The organism is Sphingobacterium sp. WOUb80 (genome assembly GCF_050058145.1).
GTDB lineage: Bacteria > Bacteroidota > Bacteroidia > Sphingobacteriales > Sphingobacteriaceae > Sphingobacterium.
Window position 1 is genome coordinate 1,981,108 of record NZ_CP165617.1, and the last position, 20,510, is coordinate 2,001,617.

Annotated in this window: 17 protein-coding genes; 7 read left to right on the plus strand and 10 right to left on the minus strand. The window is 38.5% G+C overall.

Annotation, left to right across the window (positions count from 1 at the left end; translation table 11 throughout):
* Window positions 1-1,206: an aminotransferase class I/II-fold pyridoxal phosphate-dependent enzyme gene (locus tag AB1Z56_RS08160; protein WP_426791663.1), complete on the minus strand. Its 1,206-nt coding sequence runs from the start codon at window positions 1,204-1,206 to the stop codon at window positions 1-3.
* A 144-nt stretch (window positions 1,207-1,350) separates the two neighbouring features.
* Between AB1Z56_RS08160 and AB1Z56_RS08165 the strand changes: the two genes are divergently transcribed.
* Window positions 1,351-1,809 carry an Lrp/AsnC family transcriptional regulator gene (locus tag AB1Z56_RS08165; protein ID WP_426791664.1) on the plus strand — a complete coding sequence of 153 codons (459 nt, stop codon included), beginning with the start codon at window positions 1,351-1,353 and terminating at the stop codon, window positions 1,807-1,809.
* A 4-nt stretch (window positions 1,810-1,813) separates the two neighbouring features.
* Here AB1Z56_RS08165 and AB1Z56_RS08170 read toward each other — a convergent pair whose 3' ends face one another.
* Complete coding sequence (locus AB1Z56_RS08170) at window positions 1,814-2,836, minus strand: bestrophin family protein (protein WP_309366909.1); 1,023 nt, start codon at window positions 2,834-2,836, stop codon at window positions 1,814-1,816.
* A 250-nt stretch (window positions 2,837-3,086) separates the two neighbouring features.
* Between AB1Z56_RS08170 and AB1Z56_RS08175 the strand changes: the two genes are divergently transcribed.
* The 4 genes from AB1Z56_RS08175 (at window position 3,087) to AB1Z56_RS08190 (ending at window position 8,121) form a co-directional block, all read left to right on the plus strand.
* Window positions 3,087-5,489, plus strand: a complete 2,403-nt coding sequence (locus tag AB1Z56_RS08175) for an outer membrane beta-barrel protein (protein WP_426791665.1) — start codon at window positions 3,087-3,089, stop codon at window positions 5,487-5,489.
* A gap of 62 nt (window positions 5,490-5,551) precedes the next feature.
* Window positions 5,552-6,727 (plus strand): sensor histidine kinase, encoded by a 1,176-nt coding sequence (locus tag AB1Z56_RS08180; RefSeq protein WP_426791666.1) that lies wholly within the window; start codon window positions 5,552-5,554, stop codon window positions 6,725-6,727.
* Window positions 6,720-7,430, plus strand: a complete 711-nt coding sequence (locus tag AB1Z56_RS08185) for a LytR/AlgR family response regulator transcription factor (RefSeq protein WP_426791667.1) — start codon at window positions 6,720-6,722, stop codon at window positions 7,428-7,430. Before AB1Z56_RS08180 ends, AB1Z56_RS08185 begins: the two co-directional genes overlap by 8 nt.
* A 151-nt stretch (window positions 7,431-7,581) precedes the next feature.
* Window positions 7,582-8,121: a hypothetical protein gene (locus tag AB1Z56_RS08190; protein WP_313265566.1), complete on the plus strand. Its 540-nt coding sequence runs from the start codon at window positions 7,582-7,584 to the stop codon at window positions 8,119-8,121.
* A gap of 39 nt (window positions 8,122-8,160) precedes the next feature.
* On the opposite strand, the gene AB1Z56_RS08195 is transcribed toward AB1Z56_RS08190, so the two are convergent.
* Both AB1Z56_RS08195 and AB1Z56_RS08200 read right to left on the minus strand, forming a co-directional pair.
* Window positions 8,161-8,730 (minus strand): gluconate 2-dehydrogenase subunit 3 family protein, encoded by a 570-nt coding sequence (locus tag AB1Z56_RS08195; protein ID WP_426791668.1) that lies wholly within the window; start codon window positions 8,728-8,730, stop codon window positions 8,161-8,163.
* Between the two features lie 20 nt (window positions 8,731-8,750).
* Window positions 8,751-10,439, minus strand: coding sequence for a GMC oxidoreductase (locus AB1Z56_RS08200; RefSeq protein ID WP_426791669.1), 1,689 nt, complete (start codon window positions 10,437-10,439; stop codon window positions 8,751-8,753).
* Window positions 10,440-10,788: 349 nt separating this feature from the next.
* On the opposite strand from AB1Z56_RS08200, the gene AB1Z56_RS08205 reads away from it, so the two are divergent.
* Together AB1Z56_RS08205 and AB1Z56_RS08210 are read left to right on the plus strand one after the other, a co-directional pair.
* Window positions 10,789-11,841 carry a sugar phosphate isomerase/epimerase family protein gene (locus AB1Z56_RS08205; RefSeq protein WP_293908072.1) on the plus strand — a complete coding sequence of 351 codons (1,053 nt, stop codon included), beginning with the start codon at window positions 10,789-10,791 and terminating at the stop codon, window positions 11,839-11,841.
* 31 nt (window positions 11,842-11,872) lie between these two features.
* On the plus strand, window positions 11,873-13,030 hold the full coding sequence (locus tag AB1Z56_RS08210) for a Gfo/Idh/MocA family protein (RefSeq protein WP_426791670.1): 1,158 nt from the start codon (window positions 11,873-11,875) through the stop codon (window positions 13,028-13,030).
* Between the two features lie 67 nt (window positions 13,031-13,097).
* On the opposite strand, the gene AB1Z56_RS08215 is transcribed toward AB1Z56_RS08210, so the two are convergent.
* The 6 genes from AB1Z56_RS08215 to AB1Z56_RS08240 form a co-directional block, all read right to left on the minus strand.
* A complete protein-coding gene (locus tag AB1Z56_RS08215; protein WP_426791671.1) occupies window positions 13,098-14,324 on the minus strand; it encodes a hypothetical protein in 1,227 nt (408 codons plus the stop codon).
* Between the two features lie 106 nt (window positions 14,325-14,430).
* Window positions 14,431-14,973, minus strand: coding sequence for a helix-turn-helix domain-containing protein (locus AB1Z56_RS08220; protein WP_309366899.1), 543 nt, complete (start codon window positions 14,971-14,973; stop codon window positions 14,431-14,433).
* Between the two features lie 63 nt (window positions 14,974-15,036).
* Window positions 15,037-16,047: a YihY/virulence factor BrkB family protein gene (locus tag AB1Z56_RS08225; protein WP_309366898.1), complete on the minus strand. Its 1,011-nt coding sequence runs from the start codon at window positions 16,045-16,047 to the stop codon at window positions 15,037-15,039.
* A 68-nt stretch (window positions 16,048-16,115) separates the two neighbouring features.
* Complete coding sequence (locus tag AB1Z56_RS08230) at window positions 16,116-17,396, minus strand: hypothetical protein (protein ID WP_309366897.1); 1,281 nt, start codon at window positions 17,394-17,396, stop codon at window positions 16,116-16,118.
* A gap of 144 nt (window positions 17,397-17,540) precedes the next feature.
* Window positions 17,541-18,173 (minus strand): response regulator transcription factor, encoded by a 633-nt coding sequence (locus AB1Z56_RS08235; protein WP_309366896.1) that lies wholly within the window; start codon window positions 18,171-18,173, stop codon window positions 17,541-17,543.
* A 10-nt stretch (window positions 18,174-18,183) separates the two neighbouring features.
* Window positions 18,184-20,430, minus strand: a complete 2,247-nt coding sequence (locus tag AB1Z56_RS08240; RefSeq protein WP_426791672.1) for an ATP-binding protein — start codon at window positions 20,428-20,430, stop codon at window positions 18,184-18,186.
* Between the last annotated feature and the right edge of the window lie 80 nt (window positions 20,431-20,510).

The following is a 20,510-nucleotide window of genomic DNA, read 5'->3' on the forward strand; positions in this document are numbered from 1 at the left end:
TTATTTCAGAACCCCGGTCTTCTGCATACATGTTCGCATCTTTTGATATGTCCGTTCGATATCCTGATCCAAGCCAATAGAAAATCGAATCAATCCATCTGAAATTCCCATCTTTAGACGTTCCTGCTCGGGGATTTCCGACGATGTTGAACTACCTGAGCAGGAAAACAATGTCTTATAAAACCCTAAGCTTACGGCAAGATATCCCAAATTTTCAGACTGCATCAACTCCATCAATGCATTGGCTCTTTCAGTTGTTTCCACATCCAAAGTCATCAAACCACCAAAACCATAGGCCTCGTGCATCATGCTTTTCATTAATTCATGATCTCGGTGAGATGGCAATCCCGGATAAGAAACCTTTAATCCGTCTCTCTCAAACCTCTCAGCGAGATACATGGCATTATGGCTATGCTGTTTCATCCGTATATGAAGTGTACGTAGATTCTTCAAGATACTCGCCGAACGCAAACTGTCCATGGTTGGCCCCAACAGCATAGATGCTCCTGTGTTCACATTTTTAGTGTCATCGATAAGCTCCTGACTCGCACAATAAACCCCACCCACTGTATCACTGCTGCCGTTGATAAACTTGGTTAAACTATGAATAACAATATCTGCCCCCAGGCGTATTGGTGAAATAGAAAGTGGAGAAAACGTATTGTCAACAATCAATTTTAGCTTATACTTTTTACATATCGCCGATAATCTCCTTAGATCTGCCACATGCAACAAAGGATTGCTCACACTTTCGCAGTACACAATTTTTGTATTGGGCCTTATTGAGTTCTCGAGTGTCTCAAAATCATTAATGTCCAAAAACGTTGTTTCAATCTGAAACGGCGGAAGAAAATTTTTGAGAAAAGCATAAGTTCCACCATAGATCGTCCTGCTTGAAATAATATGGTCACCACTTTTACAAAGCTGAAGAAGAACTGTTGTAATCGCCCCCATGCCTGAAGAGGTTACATTGGCTGCAGCTGTATTCTCCATTTTCGCTAAGGCCTGCGCCAAATATAAATTCATTGGCGATGAATGCCTTGAATAGAGATAACAGCCTTCCGCATTTCCTTCAAATGTATCAAACATTGTTTTAGCGGAAAGAAACGTATAAGTAGAACTATCAGATATTGATGGATTTACCCCTCCAAACTCACCGAAATATTGCAAATCTTGGATTTCATTTGCTGCATTAAAATCTTCCATGTTTTTATCTTTAAAATTGGGATATTTCAAATTAGATTACAAGGAATTATACATATATTAGATTATAAATCTATTATAACAACAATATCTAGTTAAAAGAACTAACTGAAGTAAAAATAATTAGAGAAAACCAAAAAAAAATCTATGCAGTTCGACGAAATTGACCGTAAATTATTGCTTTTTCTACAGGAAGACGCAAAACAAACCACTAAAGAACTTTCCCATAAACTCAATTTATCCGTAACAGCAGTCTACGAACGTGTGCGTAAGCTCGAAAATACAGGAATTATCAAAAGTTATGTCGCAATACTCGATAGACAGAAAATAGCCAAAGATTTTTTGGTATTATGTCATGTTAAACTAGCACAACACAAAAAGGAGTTTATCCTGGAATTTGAAAAAGAGGTAATAAATCTTCAGGAAGTAACGGAATGCTTCCATGTTAGTGGTGATTACGACTATATTCTGAAGATATGTGTTCAGGACATGGCAGATTACCGTAATTTTATGCTAACAAAACTAACAAGTCTACAGCATATCGCAAGCACCCATAGCTCCTTTATGATCGCTGAAGTAAAAAACACAATAGCAATAGGTCTATAGAAACTTAAACCAGTACACCATTTTTCGATGCAATGGGTTCTGGAAGATCCTTATCACCTATCATTTGCAATACATCAATTTCTATTGTTCTACAAATGGATAGCATAGGAATGTCAAACATAAGTCCTCCAAAAGGATTCTCGGTATAATCCCCTACCAATTCCATCACAATATAGATCCATCCAATGACCACACAAAAAGGAATGCTGGTCCATATTCCCCAATCCCCCAATTTTGCAAATTCGTTCACTAGCCCCAATGGAAGCAGAATAATGAGGATAACATTAAAGACAAATGCTGTACTGGCAAACTGTCTTGGTGAAGGAAATTTTTTTATTCTTTCTGCCTGTCCTTGATAATCATAAAACTGATTGAGACAATTCTGCAATTGAGTTTGATTGAAATCCGAAATAATTCTATCATTCTTCAACGCATTGACTTCCTTGGCTTGCTTTGAAATCAAATAAGTCGCAAAATTCTTGTATTCGCGCTGTAGTTTAAGTTCTTCTGTAGGAAGATATTTATGCAAAAAAATAGATGTTCTACTGTAATCTGGAAAGCCCGCTTTTATCAGTCTATTCCTTTTAACATTCATTGAACCAAAGTGTTTTTTTAAACTGATATGCTCCCATTCCGTCGGGACGAGCAATTGCTCACGAAAAGTATACAGCCAGGCAATGTGCCGATAAGCAATCCTTTTTCTTCTCTCCTCTAAATCTGTATGATCGCCATCTTCGGTATCAAATGCATACAACATCGCCGTAAAAGAACGGCTCGAATTGACGATTCCGCCCCAAATCTTTCGAGCTTCCCAAAGTCGGTCATAGGCTTGATTATTTTTAAAACCAACGTAAAACGCCTCTGCAGTTCCAATCAATGCCAAGGGAACCCATGGAATTATCATCCACTGCCAATTAAAAAAATAATAAATGACCGCCACCAAAGAACACCATAACGTAAGCCATATCAAATGCGCTCCAGCTAAATTGAATATTTGTCGATAGTTAAAATACTTGGTTGTGATCATAAAATATCAATATCTCCCATTGTTAAAAAACGTTATGAAAGTACAATTTAAATTGTAACTGTCCAATACTTCAAATTGTTTTCGGAACAATGATTTTTTATCCTTTTCATTTTTAGCAAAAATGAATCTGCCAACTACAAAATAGCTCATCATGAAATCTACCCCTTTCATCCCTAAAGCAGCATCTTATATCCCAAAAAATTGAATGAAAATATATATGAACATAGTTTTGGATAACTATTCAAAATTTATGATCAAATTAATTACCATTAGTCTTACCACAATTTCTATCAATAGCTTTTCATTTGCTCAAAGCGCGGTCACGGGAAAAGTTTCTGATCAATATGGTGCGCCCTTCCACTATGCTACAGTATCCTTTCAAGCATTGAAAACAAAGAAAGATACGATAATTGAAAAAATCACAGACGAGTACGGCAACTTCGACTTAGCTCTCTCCGAAAAAGGTCTCTACCTTGTTTCTATTCACGTTGAAAATGTTCTTAAAATACAGCGGAAAATCGAAATAAAGGAATCTAAAGAGACATTAGAATTTATTATACCCAAATCACTATTAACCAACCAGATATTAAATGAAGTAACTGTAAGCAAAGGGAAACCTATGATACAGCGAAAAATTGACCGTCTTGTCATGAATGTTGCACAAACAGCCAACGCTGTAGGAAAATCAGCCTTAGATGTATTTAAAATAGCACCGGGAGTATTTGTTAATAATGGGCAAATTTCCATTAATGGCATTATGGGGACACGTATTCTTGTGGATGGCAAAAGCCTCAATCTAGCAGGAAATGATCTCAAAAACTACCTTCAAACATTGCGTTCTAATGATATCCAATCCATTGAGATTATAGCACACCCCTCAGCAGAATTTGATGCTGAGGGTAGTGGAGGTATCATCAATATCATATTAAAAAAACATAATATACAAGGCATCAATGGCCATGTTGGCAATGACTATGCCCTTGGTCTTGGAAAATACGCGACATACAACCCTTATACAGCTTTAAATTATCGAAAGGGCAAAATTGGCCTAATGACGAGCTATTCATATACCCATGCTAAGTCATATGAGGAACTGAAGCAGCAACGGAACTTTCCAAACCTTGGTACATATAACCAAGCAACAGAAAATACCCAAACAAACAGGAATAACCGGATAAGAGCAGCTGCTACATACGATATCTCTGGAAGAGAATTTTTAGGATTTTCCTATACAGGTCAATACAGTCGTTTTATTGGGCCATCCCTGGCCCATTCGACAATCAATTATCCCGATCCGACTAAAAACATGACTTCATCAGGAAGATTTCCTTCAGAATCAAAATCCAATTATCAAAACTTCGGATTAAACTACTCCATTGAAACGGACAGTCTACACTCCAAATTTACCATTGTGGCTGACTACACACTCAATCAACGGACAGGAAATAGTGTTAGCAACAGTACAGATATCGATGCAAGTGGCCATATAATAGCTGATACTTTATTTAGATTAGCTTATCCCAGCACAGCGAAAATTTTTACCGCTGATGCCAAATACAATTGGATAGCTAAAACCGGAAGCAATTTATCAGTGGGTCTTAAGGCGACAGCAACAGATATCATGAATACCAATAACTATGAAGTTTTTCAGCAAGATTGGTTACCCATACCCACACTTGATTTCCAATTCGATTATCAAGAAAGAATCTATGCTACCTATGCAAACTATACCGGGAAATGGGCAAAAATTGACTATCAACTGGGCTTAAGAGCTGAAAAGTCCGATGTCCATGGACAACTTTTGGGAAATCAAAATGCCAGCCTATCGCAAAATTATTTCAATTGGTTTCCAAGTATTTTTTTAAAGAAGAATCTAAATACACAGGGAAGCAACTACCTCTCACTTTCCTACAACAGCAGAATAAGGCGACCCTCCTATTTTGATTTAAATCCATATAAATATTACATTGATAATTATTCTGTACAAACGGGAAATCCTCATTTGAAACCACAATTTACAAATTCAGTTGAGATGGGCGGACTGTGGAAAGAAAAATATTATACCGCTTTGAGCTATTCACATACTAAAAATGCGATTGCACAGATTATACGCAACAATGTCGAAGACGAACTGTTGACGGTTATTAAGGACAACGCTGGAACGAACAAAATATGGACAGTCACTTTAAGCGCACCTGTTTCATGGGTATCCTGGTGGACAAGTACGAATACTCTTTTATTCACGCATACCCACTCCACTTCACCTTATTTTAATTTACAAAAAGCTTCTTTTGTATTACAAACCGACCAAGAAATCTCATGTGGCAAAGGTTACAGTATAAATCTGAATGCATTTTATACACCTCAAATGCTACTTGGAAATATTATCACGAAAGCCATCGGAACTGTGGATTTAGGAATCCAGAAAAAATTTCTTAAAGATCAGCTTATTGCGAAAGCAAACGTAAGCGATATCTTTTACACAAATAATTACAAGGCCACAAGTTATTTTAACAATACTAAAATTTGGATAAGCCATAAGGAACAATCGCGGGTAAGCTCCCTTTCTTTAATATATAATTTTAAAACTGGCTCCGCTTTTAAAACAAAACGAATAGAATCCAGCAATATGGAGGAGAAAGGAAGGTTATAAATGCTCGACTATTTTTATATTTGCGGCTCAATGAGCCGCTATCTCAACATATCAAATGATTTATGAAAAAAATTAGACCTGATCAAATTATCACTAAAGTAAATTCATTTTTTAAGAAGCAGGATTTCGACAGCCTTTATACATCAAAAGTCCGCATCATAATGCATTTTGGCATGTGGCTTATGTTTACCATACTTCTATTTAGCAATTACTATGATGTGATCGGAATTTCGATCAACCAATCCTTGTTTCTATCAGTCCGTGTTTTAGTTTCTTCTCTTGTTATATTTTATCTTTTTTTCTATTTGGTCATCCCTTACGCCAGGGGATCAAAATTATGGATAATACCATTCTTAGCTGCCCCTATATGTATTCTTATTTGGCTGTTCATTAATAATTTATTTTATGTACTAGCCTATCGATATGGTTTTGACATATCAAATTTATACCCCTTAATGGGCAAGGAAAAGAATTTCATACCTACCTTGTGGTCTGTGTTCAGCTTTAAAGCAGTCATATTAAATGCCCTATCTGTTATTTATTCCTTGTCCCCATTTTTCTTTACAAAAATATTAATTGATATCAGGAGAATAAATAAGGATCGTCTTCGAATCCAGGACCAGAGGTCAAAATTAGCATTGGAAAATATCAAAGTGGAGAAGGATTTTTTAAAAGCCCAGCTCAATCCACATTTCCTATTCAACACACTGAATAATCTTTATCGTCTCGCTATAAAAAAAGATAATACGGCACCTGAGGTTGTATTAAATTTGTCCGAAATTATGGGATATACGTTATACGATTCGGATGCTGAATATGTATCATTGACAAAAGAACTGGATTTTATCGAGAACTACTTCTCGTTAGAAAAAATGCGGTACCCAAAATCTTATGAGATTAACCTGCAGATAGAAGGTCGTGAACACGCTAATTACTTGACCATCGCTCCATTACTAACCTTTACTCTTATTGAAAATGCATTTAAATATGGTCTGAAAAACGAGGAAGAATCCTTTGTTATACTGACAATTAATATTACCAAAGATCAATTTGTTTTTGAAATTAAAAATGACAGAGATATTTTAGATAAAACAATAACATCCCGATCCAGGGGTATTGGAATTAAGAATTTAAAGAAGCGTTTACATCTAATTTACCCAACTAAGAGTGATCTCCAAATCACAGACGGCCAAGGTGAATTTAAAGTTTCATTAAATATTGCATTACAACATGATTGAAAAATACAGTTGCATCGTCATTGATGACGAACCCTTAGGTATAGAACTCATTACAGATTTCGTCAGCCAAGTGCCTTTTCTGGAGCTCAAAAAGATATTTAGAAAACCTGTTGAAGCGATGACTTACCTGCAGAATAATTCAATCGATCTCGTGTTTAGCGATATTGAGATGCCCCGGCTAACGGGCTTGGATCTTTTGGAAACACTAGAGCGGCAACCCTATTTTATTTTTATTACTGCGCATCGTCATTTTGCCATTGACGGATTTGAAAAAGGTGCGGCAGATTACCTCATTAAACCCGTCCGTTTTGAACGATTTTTAAAAGCTGTAAATAGAGTAAAAGAACAACTGGATATCATTAACAAGCTAACTTCCAGAGCGATAAAAAACGATCGTATTTTTATAAAAAGCGAGAGTAAATTTATTAAAATAATGCTTAGCGATATTATATATATGGAGGCTCAGGGAAACTATTTGCACATTGTCACTGATGCTGGTACAAGTCAGACACTATCTACTCTTAAAGCAATGGAAGAAATTTTACATCACTCCAATTTCTTTCGAATTCACAGGGCCTTCATCGTCAACACCGACCGTATACAGTCACTAAATGGAAATATCGTTCAGCTTTCAAATGGGAAAATCATTCCTATAGCAAGCAATAAAAAAGAACTACTCTATTCACTTTTGGGATTAAATTAGATCGATTTTAGAAATTGCTTATTTGATCAAACCTCTTTAGGTGGTCGCTAAGTAAACCATTAAAACAAGTATATAATACTATTGTATATTTTTATTCGTTTAATTAATTTTAATCTCATTGAACAAGTACTGACATACATATCTCAAAATCATGATGAAGATAAAAGCGTTTACCCTAACTATTTTCCTTTTCCTATTTGCGGTGACGACCTTTGCGCAGCAGAATGCAGCGTTAAAATCGCTGTTAAATAAAAACCGAGAATTTATCTTTCCACAGACAGTGGATAAAATTGCTCAAGCCTTGAACGTAAAAACGATCTTCTATGAAGATGCCAATGACGAAAAGTATGCGAAATGGATCACTAAATCCGGTTTAGAACTCTACAGCAATTACCAAGCTGATAAATCCGTTAATGAGATCTTTTTTGATATTCCGGAAGACAAGTTCCTGGTTGTTGAAGGATTGCCCTTCGATCTAGCAATCAATAAAACAACGCTCAACGAGGCGCTATCAAAATTCAGTCGTCACGATGTAAAAAGAGAAAAACTTGATGCTGGGAGCTCTTTTCCTGAAGGTACCAGACTAACGATGAAAACGGGAACACATTTTACCACCTTACTTTTTGATAGCAAAAATCTGTTAAAGTTCATGGGCTTGACAACCTCTTTAATTGACCCCGCTGCCAATTAAGGGCAAGGGGGTCAATATCAGATTTATACGATTTGTTAGCTATGTTGCCCAGGCATGATCCCCCTTTTGATATGGGAAATCGCCATCATATTTTCCTGGGATTTTCACATAACGGAACACTTCCGTGGCACCCAATTTTGAGTTAAAAAACGTAAGAAGGGTAAGCTGCTTAAACATCGTAAAAAAATGAGGCAATTCGCCTGCTCTTTTCTTTTCATCATAATCCTGCGCTTCCTTGTCCAAAATATCAACAAAGGCAGTTTGGTCGTTCTTTTCGAGTTGCTGAAAATTACGCCCAAATTCTTTCTTGGCACGTTCGTCAATTCCGGCTGTTCCGGTCAAAAAGACCTGCTGTTCTTCAGGTTTATAGCAGTCTCGCACCAGAACGGGAATCTCAGAACCTACACCAGCTTCTTTCGCCCCCGGAGTAGTGGTTTTAGGAAGAATGGCCTCAGCGAGATCTCCCAGAAAGTCTATTGATTTTGAATCAAAAAGCATTTCTATGTCTTTCGAAGCAGACCGTTGGCATCCTTCCAAAAATAACGAAGCGCCAATAACTGTTCCTCCCATGAGCATGGCTACACGTTGTATTGCTTCTCGTCTATTCATAACTATTGCATCATAAAATATTAAAGATTCCCTTTTTTTAATTCATTTACAGCAAAATCTACTGCCCTTGCAGTAAATGCCATATAGGTAAGCGATGGATTCACACAGGAAGAAGACGTCATAAAGGCCCCATCTGTCACAAAAACATTTTTAGCATCCCATACTTGGTTAAACTTGTTTAATACTGAGGTTTTCGGATCATTACCCATTCGCGCTGTTCCCATTTCATGAATTCCCTGCCCCATACTAAACCCGTTGTCGTAGGTTGTTACGTCTTTGACCCCGATAGATTCCAACATTTCCTTCATTTCGTTGCTTGCATCAACCCGTATTTTCCGCTCATTATCCTTAATCTCTGCATCTATGGCCAATACAGGAAGCCCCCACTTATCTTTTACAGATGAATCCAATAGGACTTTATTTTCGTGATATGGAAGTATTTCGCCAAATGAAGTAAAACCTACACCCCAGCTTCCGGGCTCAGCAATCGCATCTTTCCAAGCCCCGCCCACGCTCTTATTATCGACCTTACCAGACCATTGTCCCCTTGAAGCTCCGCCCTGGTAGCCAAAACCACGTATGTAATCTCTCTTCTTGGTATCGCCGGTAAGATTAGCAAATCGGGGTACATATAATCCATTGGCCCGTCGTCCAAAAATATATTTATCCTCAAATCCTTCTACTCTTCCCCCAGCCCCACTATTTAACATGTGATCCATCAGATTATGTCCCAGTTCACCACTACTGCTCCCGAGCCCACCTTCCCATACATCGGTAGCTGAATTCATTAATACCCAGGTGGAATTTAAAGTCGAAGCACATACGAAGACAATTTTAGCAAAATACTCATAGGTTTGATTCGTCTCCGCATCTACAATTTCTACTCCTTTAGCTTTCTGCGTATCCCGATCGTAAATAATACTCTTTACAATTGAAAATGGTCGTAGGGTAAGTTTCCCTGTCTTCATTGCTGCGGGCAACGTTGCAGACTGTGTACTAAAGTAAGCGCCGAAATTGCAACCCAGCCAACATTTGTTTTGGTATTGGCAATTAACACGACCATGGTGGGGCACTGTAATGTTGGCGACCCGGCCAATTATAAAGTGTCGTTTTCCCTGATAATGCGATTTCAAGCGCGCAGCAAGATCTTTTTCGACAATATTCATGTCCATTGGCGGCATAAATTCGCCATCAGGCAGCACCGGTATACCGTCTCTATTACCCGAAATACCGGCAAATTTTTCAACGTGACTATACCAAGGTGCTATATCTTTATAGCGTACGGGCCAATCAATGCCATGCCCATCTTTGCTATTCGCTTCAAAATCAACATCCGACCAACGATAACTCTGTCGTCCCCACATAAGCGAACGCCCGCCAACGTGATAGCCCCGGAACCAATTGAAAGGTTTTATTTCCTTATATGGACTTTCTGTCTCATTGGTCCAAAAGTCGATGTTCCCTTCGTTCATCCATTGATTTTTAATTCCAAAAGGTAAGTAGTGCTGAGCACGGTCCAAGGGCACCCGACCCCGATGCGGAAAATCCCATGGATCTTTGTTTGGCGATGGGTAATCTTTGATATGCTCAATATTGCGTCCTCTTTCTAACATAATGGTTTTAAGTCCACGCTCTGTTAGTTCCTTGGCTGCCCAGCCACCTGTGATCCCAGACCCGATGACAATTGCATCATAAACGTTATTTGCCATTTATTTATAATTGGTTTATTTGGTTATTACTCGAGGGAAAATTTTCCGGTTCAAATCAAGTCTCCTCTACGATCAAGCGCCACAAAGATGCCTGACAGTTTTACCTTGTTTAGACGACCTATTCTTATATTTTGGAAAGCGTAAAAATCGATCATCTAAACAAGTTTAAGGTTTTTTTTTGATTTTATTGCAACCGGTTGCAAATTTTTGTAATATTGTATTAAACAAGCAGGTAGCTTGGATAACCAAATTATAATAGTATAAACGACAGACGGAGCCATTTCTTCAAACGAATTGGAATGTTGAGCTGTTTTGTACAGAACATAGTCTTTTTCTAAACGCAATACATATGACAACAATTAAAGGTCCTGCCATCTTCCTCGCACAGTTTATTGGCGATGAAGCTCCATTTAACTCCTTGGACTCTATCTGCCAGTGGGCTGCTGCACTTGGCTATAAGGGTATACAACTTCCAACCTTGGATGCCCGTTTTATCGATCTAGAAAAAGCAGCACTCGATAAAAGCTATGCACTTGATCTAAAAGCTAAAGTTCAGTCTTTTGGATTGGAAATCACCGAGCTTTCAACTCATCTACAAGGGCAATTAGTAGCCGTAAATCCAAGTTTCGATGATCTATTTGATGCTTTTGCGCCACAGCATTTACATGGTAATCCTCAAGCACGACAACAGTGGGCGATCCAGCAATTAAAATATGCCGTACAAGCTTCCCACAATCTCGGGCTTAAAGCACTGGCCACCTTTAGTGGAGCCTTTCTATGGCCATTTATATACCCTTGGCCGCAAAGACCTGCTAATCTGATTGAAACCGGATTTGCCGAACTTGCAAAATTATGGCTACCCATTCTTGATGAATGTGAAGTGTACGATGTCGACCTCTGTTATGAATTACACCCTGGCGAGGATCTCCATGATGGTGTCACTTTCGATCTATTTTTAGCGAATGTAAATTACCACAAACGTGCAAACATTCTCTATGATCCCTCCCACTTTGTCCTTCAATGTCTTGACTACCTTCAGTTCATCGATATCTATCACGAGCGAATTAAAATGTTTCATGTCAAAGATGCTGAGTTTACTCCTTCTGGCCGCCAGGGCGTCTATGGTGGCTTTCAGAGCTGGCAATCAAGAGCTGGACGATTCAGATCAATTGGCGACGGACAGGTTGATTTTAAATCTATATTTACCAAACTCACGCAATATGACTTTCAAGGCTGGGCAGTACTGGAATGGGAATGTGCGTTCAAAAATTCCGAGGACGGTGCACGGGAAGGCGCTTTGCATATAAAAGACTATATTATTCGTGTTACCGATAAAGCATTCGATAATTTTGCTGCTGTCGAAACAAATGACAGTCTTAATCGCAAACTATTGGGTCTGTAAACAATGATACCGTCATTATAAATTTAACTTTATGAGCAATATGAAACTAAAAATGGGAATGATTGGCGGGGGGAAAAATGCCTTTATAGGTGCGGTACATCGCATGGCCGCAGGAATCGATGGCCACATTGAATTATGTTGCGGCGCATTGAGTTCTGACCCTCTTGTTGCAAAAGAATCCGGTGAACTTCTGGGACTTCCAAAAGAAAGGGTTTATGTTAGTTACCGGGAAATGATTGTGCGGGAAAGTGAACTTTCTCCAGATGACCGCATGAATTTCGTCAGCATTGTCACACCCAATTTCGCTCATTTCGAACCTGCAATGATGGCTCTGGAATATGGTTTTCATGTTGTGCTGGAAAAACCTATGACTTTTACGCTGGAACAGGCGCTGCTGCTACAGAAAAAGGTAGAAGAAACGGGATTGATGCTCTGCGTTACTTATACCTACTCTGCTTATCCAATGGTAAAGCAAGCCCGTCAGCTTGTTAGAAACAGCCAATTAGGTACTATTAGAAAAATTATGGTCGAGTATCCTCAAGGCTGGCTGAGTAAAATGATCGAAAATGGACTTTCACTAGCCTTTTGGCGGACAGATCCCGAAAAGAGTGGAAAAAGTGGTTGCATGGGTGACATCGGAACACACGCAGCACATTTGGCAGAATATATTTCAGGCTTGAAAATCACTAAAATGTGTGCCGATCTTCAAACCTTCGTAGCAGGAAGAAAACTTGAAGATGACGGTAATATATTACTTGGCTTTGAAAATGGTGCTACCGGCGTACTATCGGCCTCTCAGGTCGCTGCGGGAGAAGAGAATGCGCTAAAAATTAGAATATATGGTGAACATGGGGGATTGGAATGGAACCAACAGGATGCTAACACACTCTTATTTAAACAGCTCGATGCACCAACGCAAATATTTCGGGCAGGTCAACAATATCTTTCTTCAAGTGCAAAACACAATATTCGTTTGCCTGCCGGTCACCCAGAAGGCTATATTGAGGCTTTTGCAAATATCTATAGAAATTTTGCGGTCTCTCTTTTGGCCACCATGCAAGGCATAGAGCCGACGGAAGAAGATGCGGACTTTCCAACTGTTGCTGATGGCGTTCGTGGCATGAAATTTCTAGAAACGGTAATAGCTTCAGGAAAATCAGAACAAAAATGGACCGATTTTTTAATTTAAATACCAGCATATAGTAAATAACCGATGTGGTTTTTCTGCTCGAATACCAACCACATCGGTCCTATCTCTAGTTCTTCTTGATGGATGGCGGTATTTGATTTAAATAACTTTCATAGTTTGAATAGGGCTCCTTGGTCCTTCCGTTTGGTTTTAGATACAGAAATCCAGCTCTATTGTCCAAAATTACATTGAAATGGTTGAGAATCTGATTGCCAAACAAGCTCGATCTTCCGTTAGGTTTGGTCGGATCAGCCGCGTTAGTCACAATATCTCTAAATTCTACACCAGCAATCGTAGCGTCTAAACGAATGATCTTACGATTATTGATCACTGTCAGTGGCATTAACTCACTCCAAATATTACCTTTTCCTGTAAAATCTTCCCCTAAAAGCATAGTGCCATCACGTCCGGTATCAAAAAGAAACCAGAAATCATATTGCCGTTTATTATGTCTAAAAGCAGCTTCAAACTTAGGTCGGTTCTGCTCATAGAATACCGGAAGTTTTGTATACTCTTTTGCTTTAGCGGGGAGATCGTTATGAATTACCAGTTCCATTTTGTCATAATCGATTTCAATAATGTGGTTTCGAAAGAAACTGTTACCAATAATAAGATCTTCAAAAGGCTTCATATTACCAACTTCTGTTAACGAAACACCTTTCCAATCAATCGAACCGATGTTCAACTGATTTTCCAAACTTGTGCGTTCGCTATTCACCCCCTCTGTATTTGAAACCGTAGTAAACGAAGAAAATGATAAATCTAGCCGTTCTGAGCTATTCCTGTTAACAACACCGGTTCCAGCGCCCAAATCAAACTGTATACTTACCTCTTTTTTGTTAATTGACCCATTCAGGAAAATTCGGGAACCAATGAGCCTAAAAGGTATTCGAATAGGATATTGAAGCGTGCTATCCATTGAAGGTAGATCTGGCGGCAGCTGAGCACTTATGCGAACATAACAGGTATCTCTGTTATTCAATAGAACCACAAAATCATAAGATTTGCCCGGTTCAGTGGCAACGGCCAATTCTTCCTGATCTGTTTTGAAAACAACTGTGCTCTTCTTTGACGGAATATTGACGAAATAAGTATCTGGTTTTGTTAGAGGATCTAATTTCCAGTCAACGCGACAATGGGCGCCATCTTTAATAACTACTTTCTCAGATGAGGCTCTAATGAGAGGGATTTTAACTTGGGAGAAGCTGTTCCATGCGGCTGAAAAAATAAAAATAATAACAAGAGTTAGGCGGGCTACATCGCCCTGGATTTTTTGATAGTTTATTGCTTTCATAATTTTGCTTTTTTGTCAAAATCAAAGAAAACAAATCGCAAAAGAAGAAGGCTAGTCTATTACCTGACAATGTCCCGACAGGTACCCGACAATTGCTTGAAGACGCCTACAGAATACTAACATCCGGCAAAATACGTTTATTTACATCTTTATTTAATGCGATGGCATTGCGTAGTATAACAATCACATTTGCAAGAATCCAAAATAGTGGAATCAATAATTTCACATTACTTTCAACACCCAACCAATCATTGAGGATAAATACCGCAAGCAACAATATAACAGCAATTAATGTGGATAAAATCTGAATAGAAATAAGCTGGCGAATCTTGTGAGAATTCTGTTTTTTTAATAGCATAATCGCAATTGGAACCAAAACATTTAATGGTGGCAGGATAGAAAACGGCAAAGAGGAAAGGTTGATGATCTTAACCCACAGCAAGTTTTCCGATTCCACGCCTGTGCCAGGAGAAGAAAGCTCCGACTCATCAACGTCTAACGCCTGGGCCAAAGCACGAAGCGTATAACCTTTGGGTGCCTGCCCTGCTTCAATCCGTTGAATCGTTCTAACAGAAATGCCCGATCTTTGTGCGACATCTTCCTGAGTCAGATTATGCTTCTCCCGTAATAACTGCAATTTGCTCATCATAATAGTTTGATCCTCTGACCAAATTTACAGAATTAAGGATTAATAATTGTGTAAATTCAGTTTCTACGACTTATCGGAATGATGCCCCTGATCTTCGTCTATCGTTATCGTCTGTTCCTCCTGTGTCAGCGGAGCCGGAGGAATTTCGGTTACGTTTCTTTCAATCTCCTGAGTTTCGACATGAACAGCATATTGCGAAGGTTCAATCGGAATGCCCATGACTGTAGCATATTCCCTGGTATAAATTGCACCAAAATATAAAATTGCAGCTGTATAATAGACCCAGAGCAGGATCAATACAAATGAACCTGCGGCACCATAGGTATCTTGTGTCGCTGAATGCTCCAGATAAACTCCAATTAAATACCGCCCCAGTACAAATAAAATTGAGGTGAATAAAGCACCGGCCCGTACGGTCCGCCAATGTATATTGACATCCGGAAGCACTTTAAATATCACACTAAATAACAAAAATATAATCCCAAAGGATAAGGTAAAGTTAATCCCATCCATCAACATCACCGTCATGTCCGGAAAATAGCGCTGTAGCTGATCTGTCGCCGCTAAAATTACACCATTGACTATGAGCGTAACGACCAACAAAAACCCTAAACCAATAACCAATGAGGACGACAACAGCCTATCCTGAATTAGTTTTAGCCACCCTTTTTTAGGCTTTGCACGTACATGCCAAATCTTGTTAATTGAATTTTGGATATCCCCAAAGACTGTCGTCGCTCCTAAAATCAGCGTAATCGCACTGATAAGCAAAGCCAGATTTGATTTTCCGGAAAGCTGTAAATTCTGAATAACTTCCTGGATCTGTTTAGCAGCACTATTTCCCACAAAACCGCGCAGTTCCATAAACACCTTTCCCTCAATAGCGTCTTCTCCATAAAAAATTCCTGCCAGTGCAATCATTAAAACTAATATCGGACCAATCGAGAAAACAGTATAATAAGATAATGATGCGCTGTACTTCATCGAATCCTCATTTAGAAATCCTGAGACAGTGCTCTTCAAAATTCGCCAATATGTTTTTAACTTATTTCTACTTTTTGTTCTTATATCCATATTCCTGTGCTTTGTTATACACAAGAACAAACCGTTTACAAGGGAAGAAAGTTTGTTTTTAGAGCGTTTTAATGTGAATAGTCCTCAATCGTTCCCTGGAGAACCAAATGATCATGTCCAGCCACCTTCAGACTGAGATTAATATCCGAAGCGAGAGCCTTTAATAATAGAATAGGCGATATCTTCACTTCATCGGGCCAATCCGCCAAACGGAGTGCCACATTAGACAGCTCTACAGTCTTATTGTATTTTGGCTGAATTTTATCCATATCCTTCGATGTTGATAAAATACTGAATTCATTATCCCGCTTTTGAAACCATTGATAGAATAGTTTATTTGGAAGGAAGTTGGAAAGGTAGTGATCACCACGCATAGCTATTCTAACATCGGGAACTTTCGTTTCATAAGGAGTCTTCTCTTCCACCGTTTCGAAATTCTCATCAACAGCATAATTAATGATGGTATCAGTTTGAACAACTTTATTTTTCAAAATCTCAATGTCCACATAATTTCCATCCAAATGTGACATCAGAGAATCAGCAGCAATAGGAAATTCCTGAAGCACTTGTTTTAACTTATTTTTCAGCTGGATATTCGGGATGTTGGTCCAGCCTTTCCCAATGTAATTTGCGGATACAAGTTCACGAACAAGATAATCCTTTGGAAAGTTCCAGTCTTTTGAGAAAAATTCACCCGTAACATCGACGCGATCTCCTTTCAATTCAAGTTCGATAAAATTTGGCGTAGAAACATCACTATAGCGCAATGATTTACGTGTCAGTGTACTTGGATGACTGATAAATTGTTCTATGGTCACCCAATTGTCTTTTGACTGAATGAGCTGAATCATCTCATTCTTCTTTCTATCAAGATCAAAGCCCAAGCTTATCAACAAGTCGTCCCCTTTCCAGGCAAATGCAATGTTATTCTTTTGATGATAGGCATAACTCACACCCGGAGCAAGATTTGTCTCCATAGTATCAACCTGTATTGCCTCCTTTAAAAACTGTAAAAATTGTTGCCTATCTTTCAGCTGGAAAAAAGCATAAAAGTTTTTTGGATGGTCTTCCAAAGCAAAAAGGAATACATTCGCTTTGATATCAATCCCGTTGTCTCTGAGTTTACTTAATTTTTTACCAAAATCCTGTCCTTCTTTCTGTGCTGTCTGCCATTTATCGAAAAATTGGTTCAACAGAATATCGTCCAATGATACGGTCAATAAAGACTTGCTTTTTTTATGGACCAATGATTTGTAAGACTGCTGCTGCCGAACTATATACCATCCCCAAGCAACTACTGCCGAAAATATAATGACACTTATCGTCCAAATTATTATTTTTTTTATCATCCTCAGTTACCTCAATTGAATAGTCAATTTTTGAAAATCCATCTGGTGAAATCCTTTATAATTTCTTTTTAAATCAACAATGTCAAAAGTATCAAATGCAAGTCCATTTCTTTATCCCTGAATTCAGGGAATTGAGGGATTTAACTAAGCTTCCCGGATCAATCCATACTCTATGGCAGATTTTACTGCTGCAGTCACACTCTTGGTCTGAAATTTTTCCATTAGGTTTTTCCGGTGGCTTTCCACTGTATGCGAACTGATAAACAGGGAATCCGCAATTTGATTGGTCGTCATTCCCCGGGCCACAAAAGAAAGAACTTCTTTTTCCCGACGCGTTAATTTTGGCACCTGTTTCAGGCCCATTTCTGCTTTTTTATTTAAGATAGCCTGAGTTTTCGCACAGATATATCGTTTTCCGACAAGAACAGTGGATATTGCGGCCAGTATTTCATCGCCATTTGCATTTTTCTGCAAATAGGCATTGGCACCCTCATTCAAAATACTATTGATCACCGCAAATTCATTGTGAACGCTAAATGCAATGATTTTCAAATCCGTATTCGTTTCTTTCAAGCCTTTAACTAAGTCTATTCCATTGGCATCAGGAAGATTAATATCCAACAACAATACCGCAGGTGTATCAGCCGCAATATTGTTGAATAACTCACTTGCACTGGAATACATTCCCACAACTTCAAAATCTTCGTGGGCATTTATAATATTTTTCAATCCTTCAAGCAGCAAAGGATGATCGTCTGTAATTGCTATTTTAATCATTTTCAAAAATTTAAATCATGGGCAGTTCCAATTCTATTGTTGTGCCCGCTCCGTTTTCCGAGAGAACCTTCATTTCTCCTTGTAGAAATGAAAGTCTTGATCTCACATTGTGCATTCCAGCAGAATGCTGCAAATCGATACTTTCCATATCAAAACCCTTGCCATCATCTTCAATAGTGATATGTAAACGTTCTTTATGTGCAGAAAGTTGTATTAAAATAGTTGAAGCATCGGCATGCTTTAAGGCATTATTGACCAATTCTTGGATAATTCTGTATAAAGAGATCTCCTGTTCAGTGCTCAAACTTGATTCGAATTGCAAAAATTCACATTCAACTTGACATTTAGACTGACTCATCCGACTCGCATAATCTCTCAAAGCCTCTTTCAATCCATATTTTACAATTAAATCAGGCATAAGATTATGAGCGAGCCGACGAAGTTCATCGACAGCACCATCCAACAAATCAATACTTTTATCGATTCCTTCCTTTACGGATTCCTGTTCCAAGGTAGTTTTACTGATAGACGATAAGCCCAATTTGGTGCTTGACAATAAACCACCCAGGCCGTCATGTAAATCCCGTGCAAGGCGGGTACGCTCTTTCTCCTCTCCTGCGAGCATCGCAGTTAGATTTTTAATTGCATGTTGCTGATTATTCTTTTCTATTTCAAGTTCATGCAAATGTTCCTTTTGCTTCAATGCCTTTGAACGCTGCCAATAGGCATAAAATAGTAACATGATCACGATCAAACAACTGATAAATAGCCAGATATAAATCGAATTCATCCGTGATTTAAAAGCAATCTGTTTTTTGGAGACATCAAGCTCTTGTAAGCGCTGTTCATTTTCCAGTCGGCTTAATTGCAGATCCTGTTCCTTTTTATCGCGTTCGAGCTGTAATACTTTAAGTTGCTGGGTTCGATTCAGTTCATTTAACTTCAAATTCTCAACCAACTGATGCTGCCTGTCATTCAATGCTTTCATCAACTTGATCTGCTGTTCCTTTTTCTCTCCTTCCAGTCGAAGCCGCATTAATTTTTGGTTTTGCAGTTCACGCTCATACTTCAGCTCCAGCTGCTTCGTCTTATCCAGTTTGTCCGAATTAAATGCCTTTTCAAAGACGTCAATATAGCTTTTTTGATAGTTGAAAGCTTCTTCATATTTTCCTTCTTCCACACTTACTTCGGCCAATCTGCTAAACAGGCTTAATCCGACCTGGTAGTCATAATGAGGCTCCTGTTGAAGATTATACAGTGCTTGCTGTAAATATTTTTTACCCTCTTCGCGACGTCCCAATTTAAAAGATTCATCAGCCAGGACGCCATAAGCGGGTATTGTAATCGCATATTGGCCTGTTTCCGCGGCGATCTCTAAAGCCTGCTTTGCATATGATATCGCTTTTTTACTGCCATTATCAGGATAAAACTCATGATACAGATTCGCCAGGTTAACAGAAACATACGCTAGATCAGTCGGATTAACCATATTCTTCTCATGATCTTTAACCAAATTATATGCGTCAAGGTAATGCTGCTCAGCTTTCCTCAACAAATTGCGGTCTGCATTATTTGATCTATACTCCTCTTCAAATAAGTAACCTGCTTGCATATAGGCGTCAAATAAACTATTGATATTTTTCCCTTCTTTAGCTGTTTCCAACAAAAGTGATGTATACTTCTCCTGGAAATCATAATTTCGCTGATTCGCATAGATAGCTGTAAGCTCCTTGTAAACCGCCAATTTTCGGGCAATATTTGCTTCAGTCTGTGGTGCCTTTTCCAAAAATGAAATTGCTTTATGGAACTGTGAAACAGCCTCATCCTCCTTATTCTGGCGTGTCATAACCCATCCATCACAATAATGAACATAGCCCTTGATGCCATTATCGTTAACTATAGGGAGCACAGATTTAGCATGCTCCAAATAATAGCGTGATTTTTCAAATGCATGATCGTTAAAGCTATTCATGGCAGCAATACAATTCAAATAGGCATAATATTGTTTGTCGGGGTAATTTCTGGCCAGCTGAATATTATCATTCAGCAATTGACTCGCCAGCGCCTTCTCATTACTAAAATATAAAGCCTGTGCATATTTTCCAGTCAACAAAAAACGCTCCCTGCTCCCCAAAGGAAGACTGTAGTACGATTTTTTTAACTCCTGCAGTTGTTCTTGGGCAAAAACAGTACAACAGACGCATAAAAAGATAAAAAATATCAGTACCGATCTCCAAAAATTTCGAATATGCCCCATAAAAAAAATAATTGCTCTAGCTATGTGAATAGGCCAAACTTAGATAAATTTACCTTTATACGCAATTAATTATCCCAAAT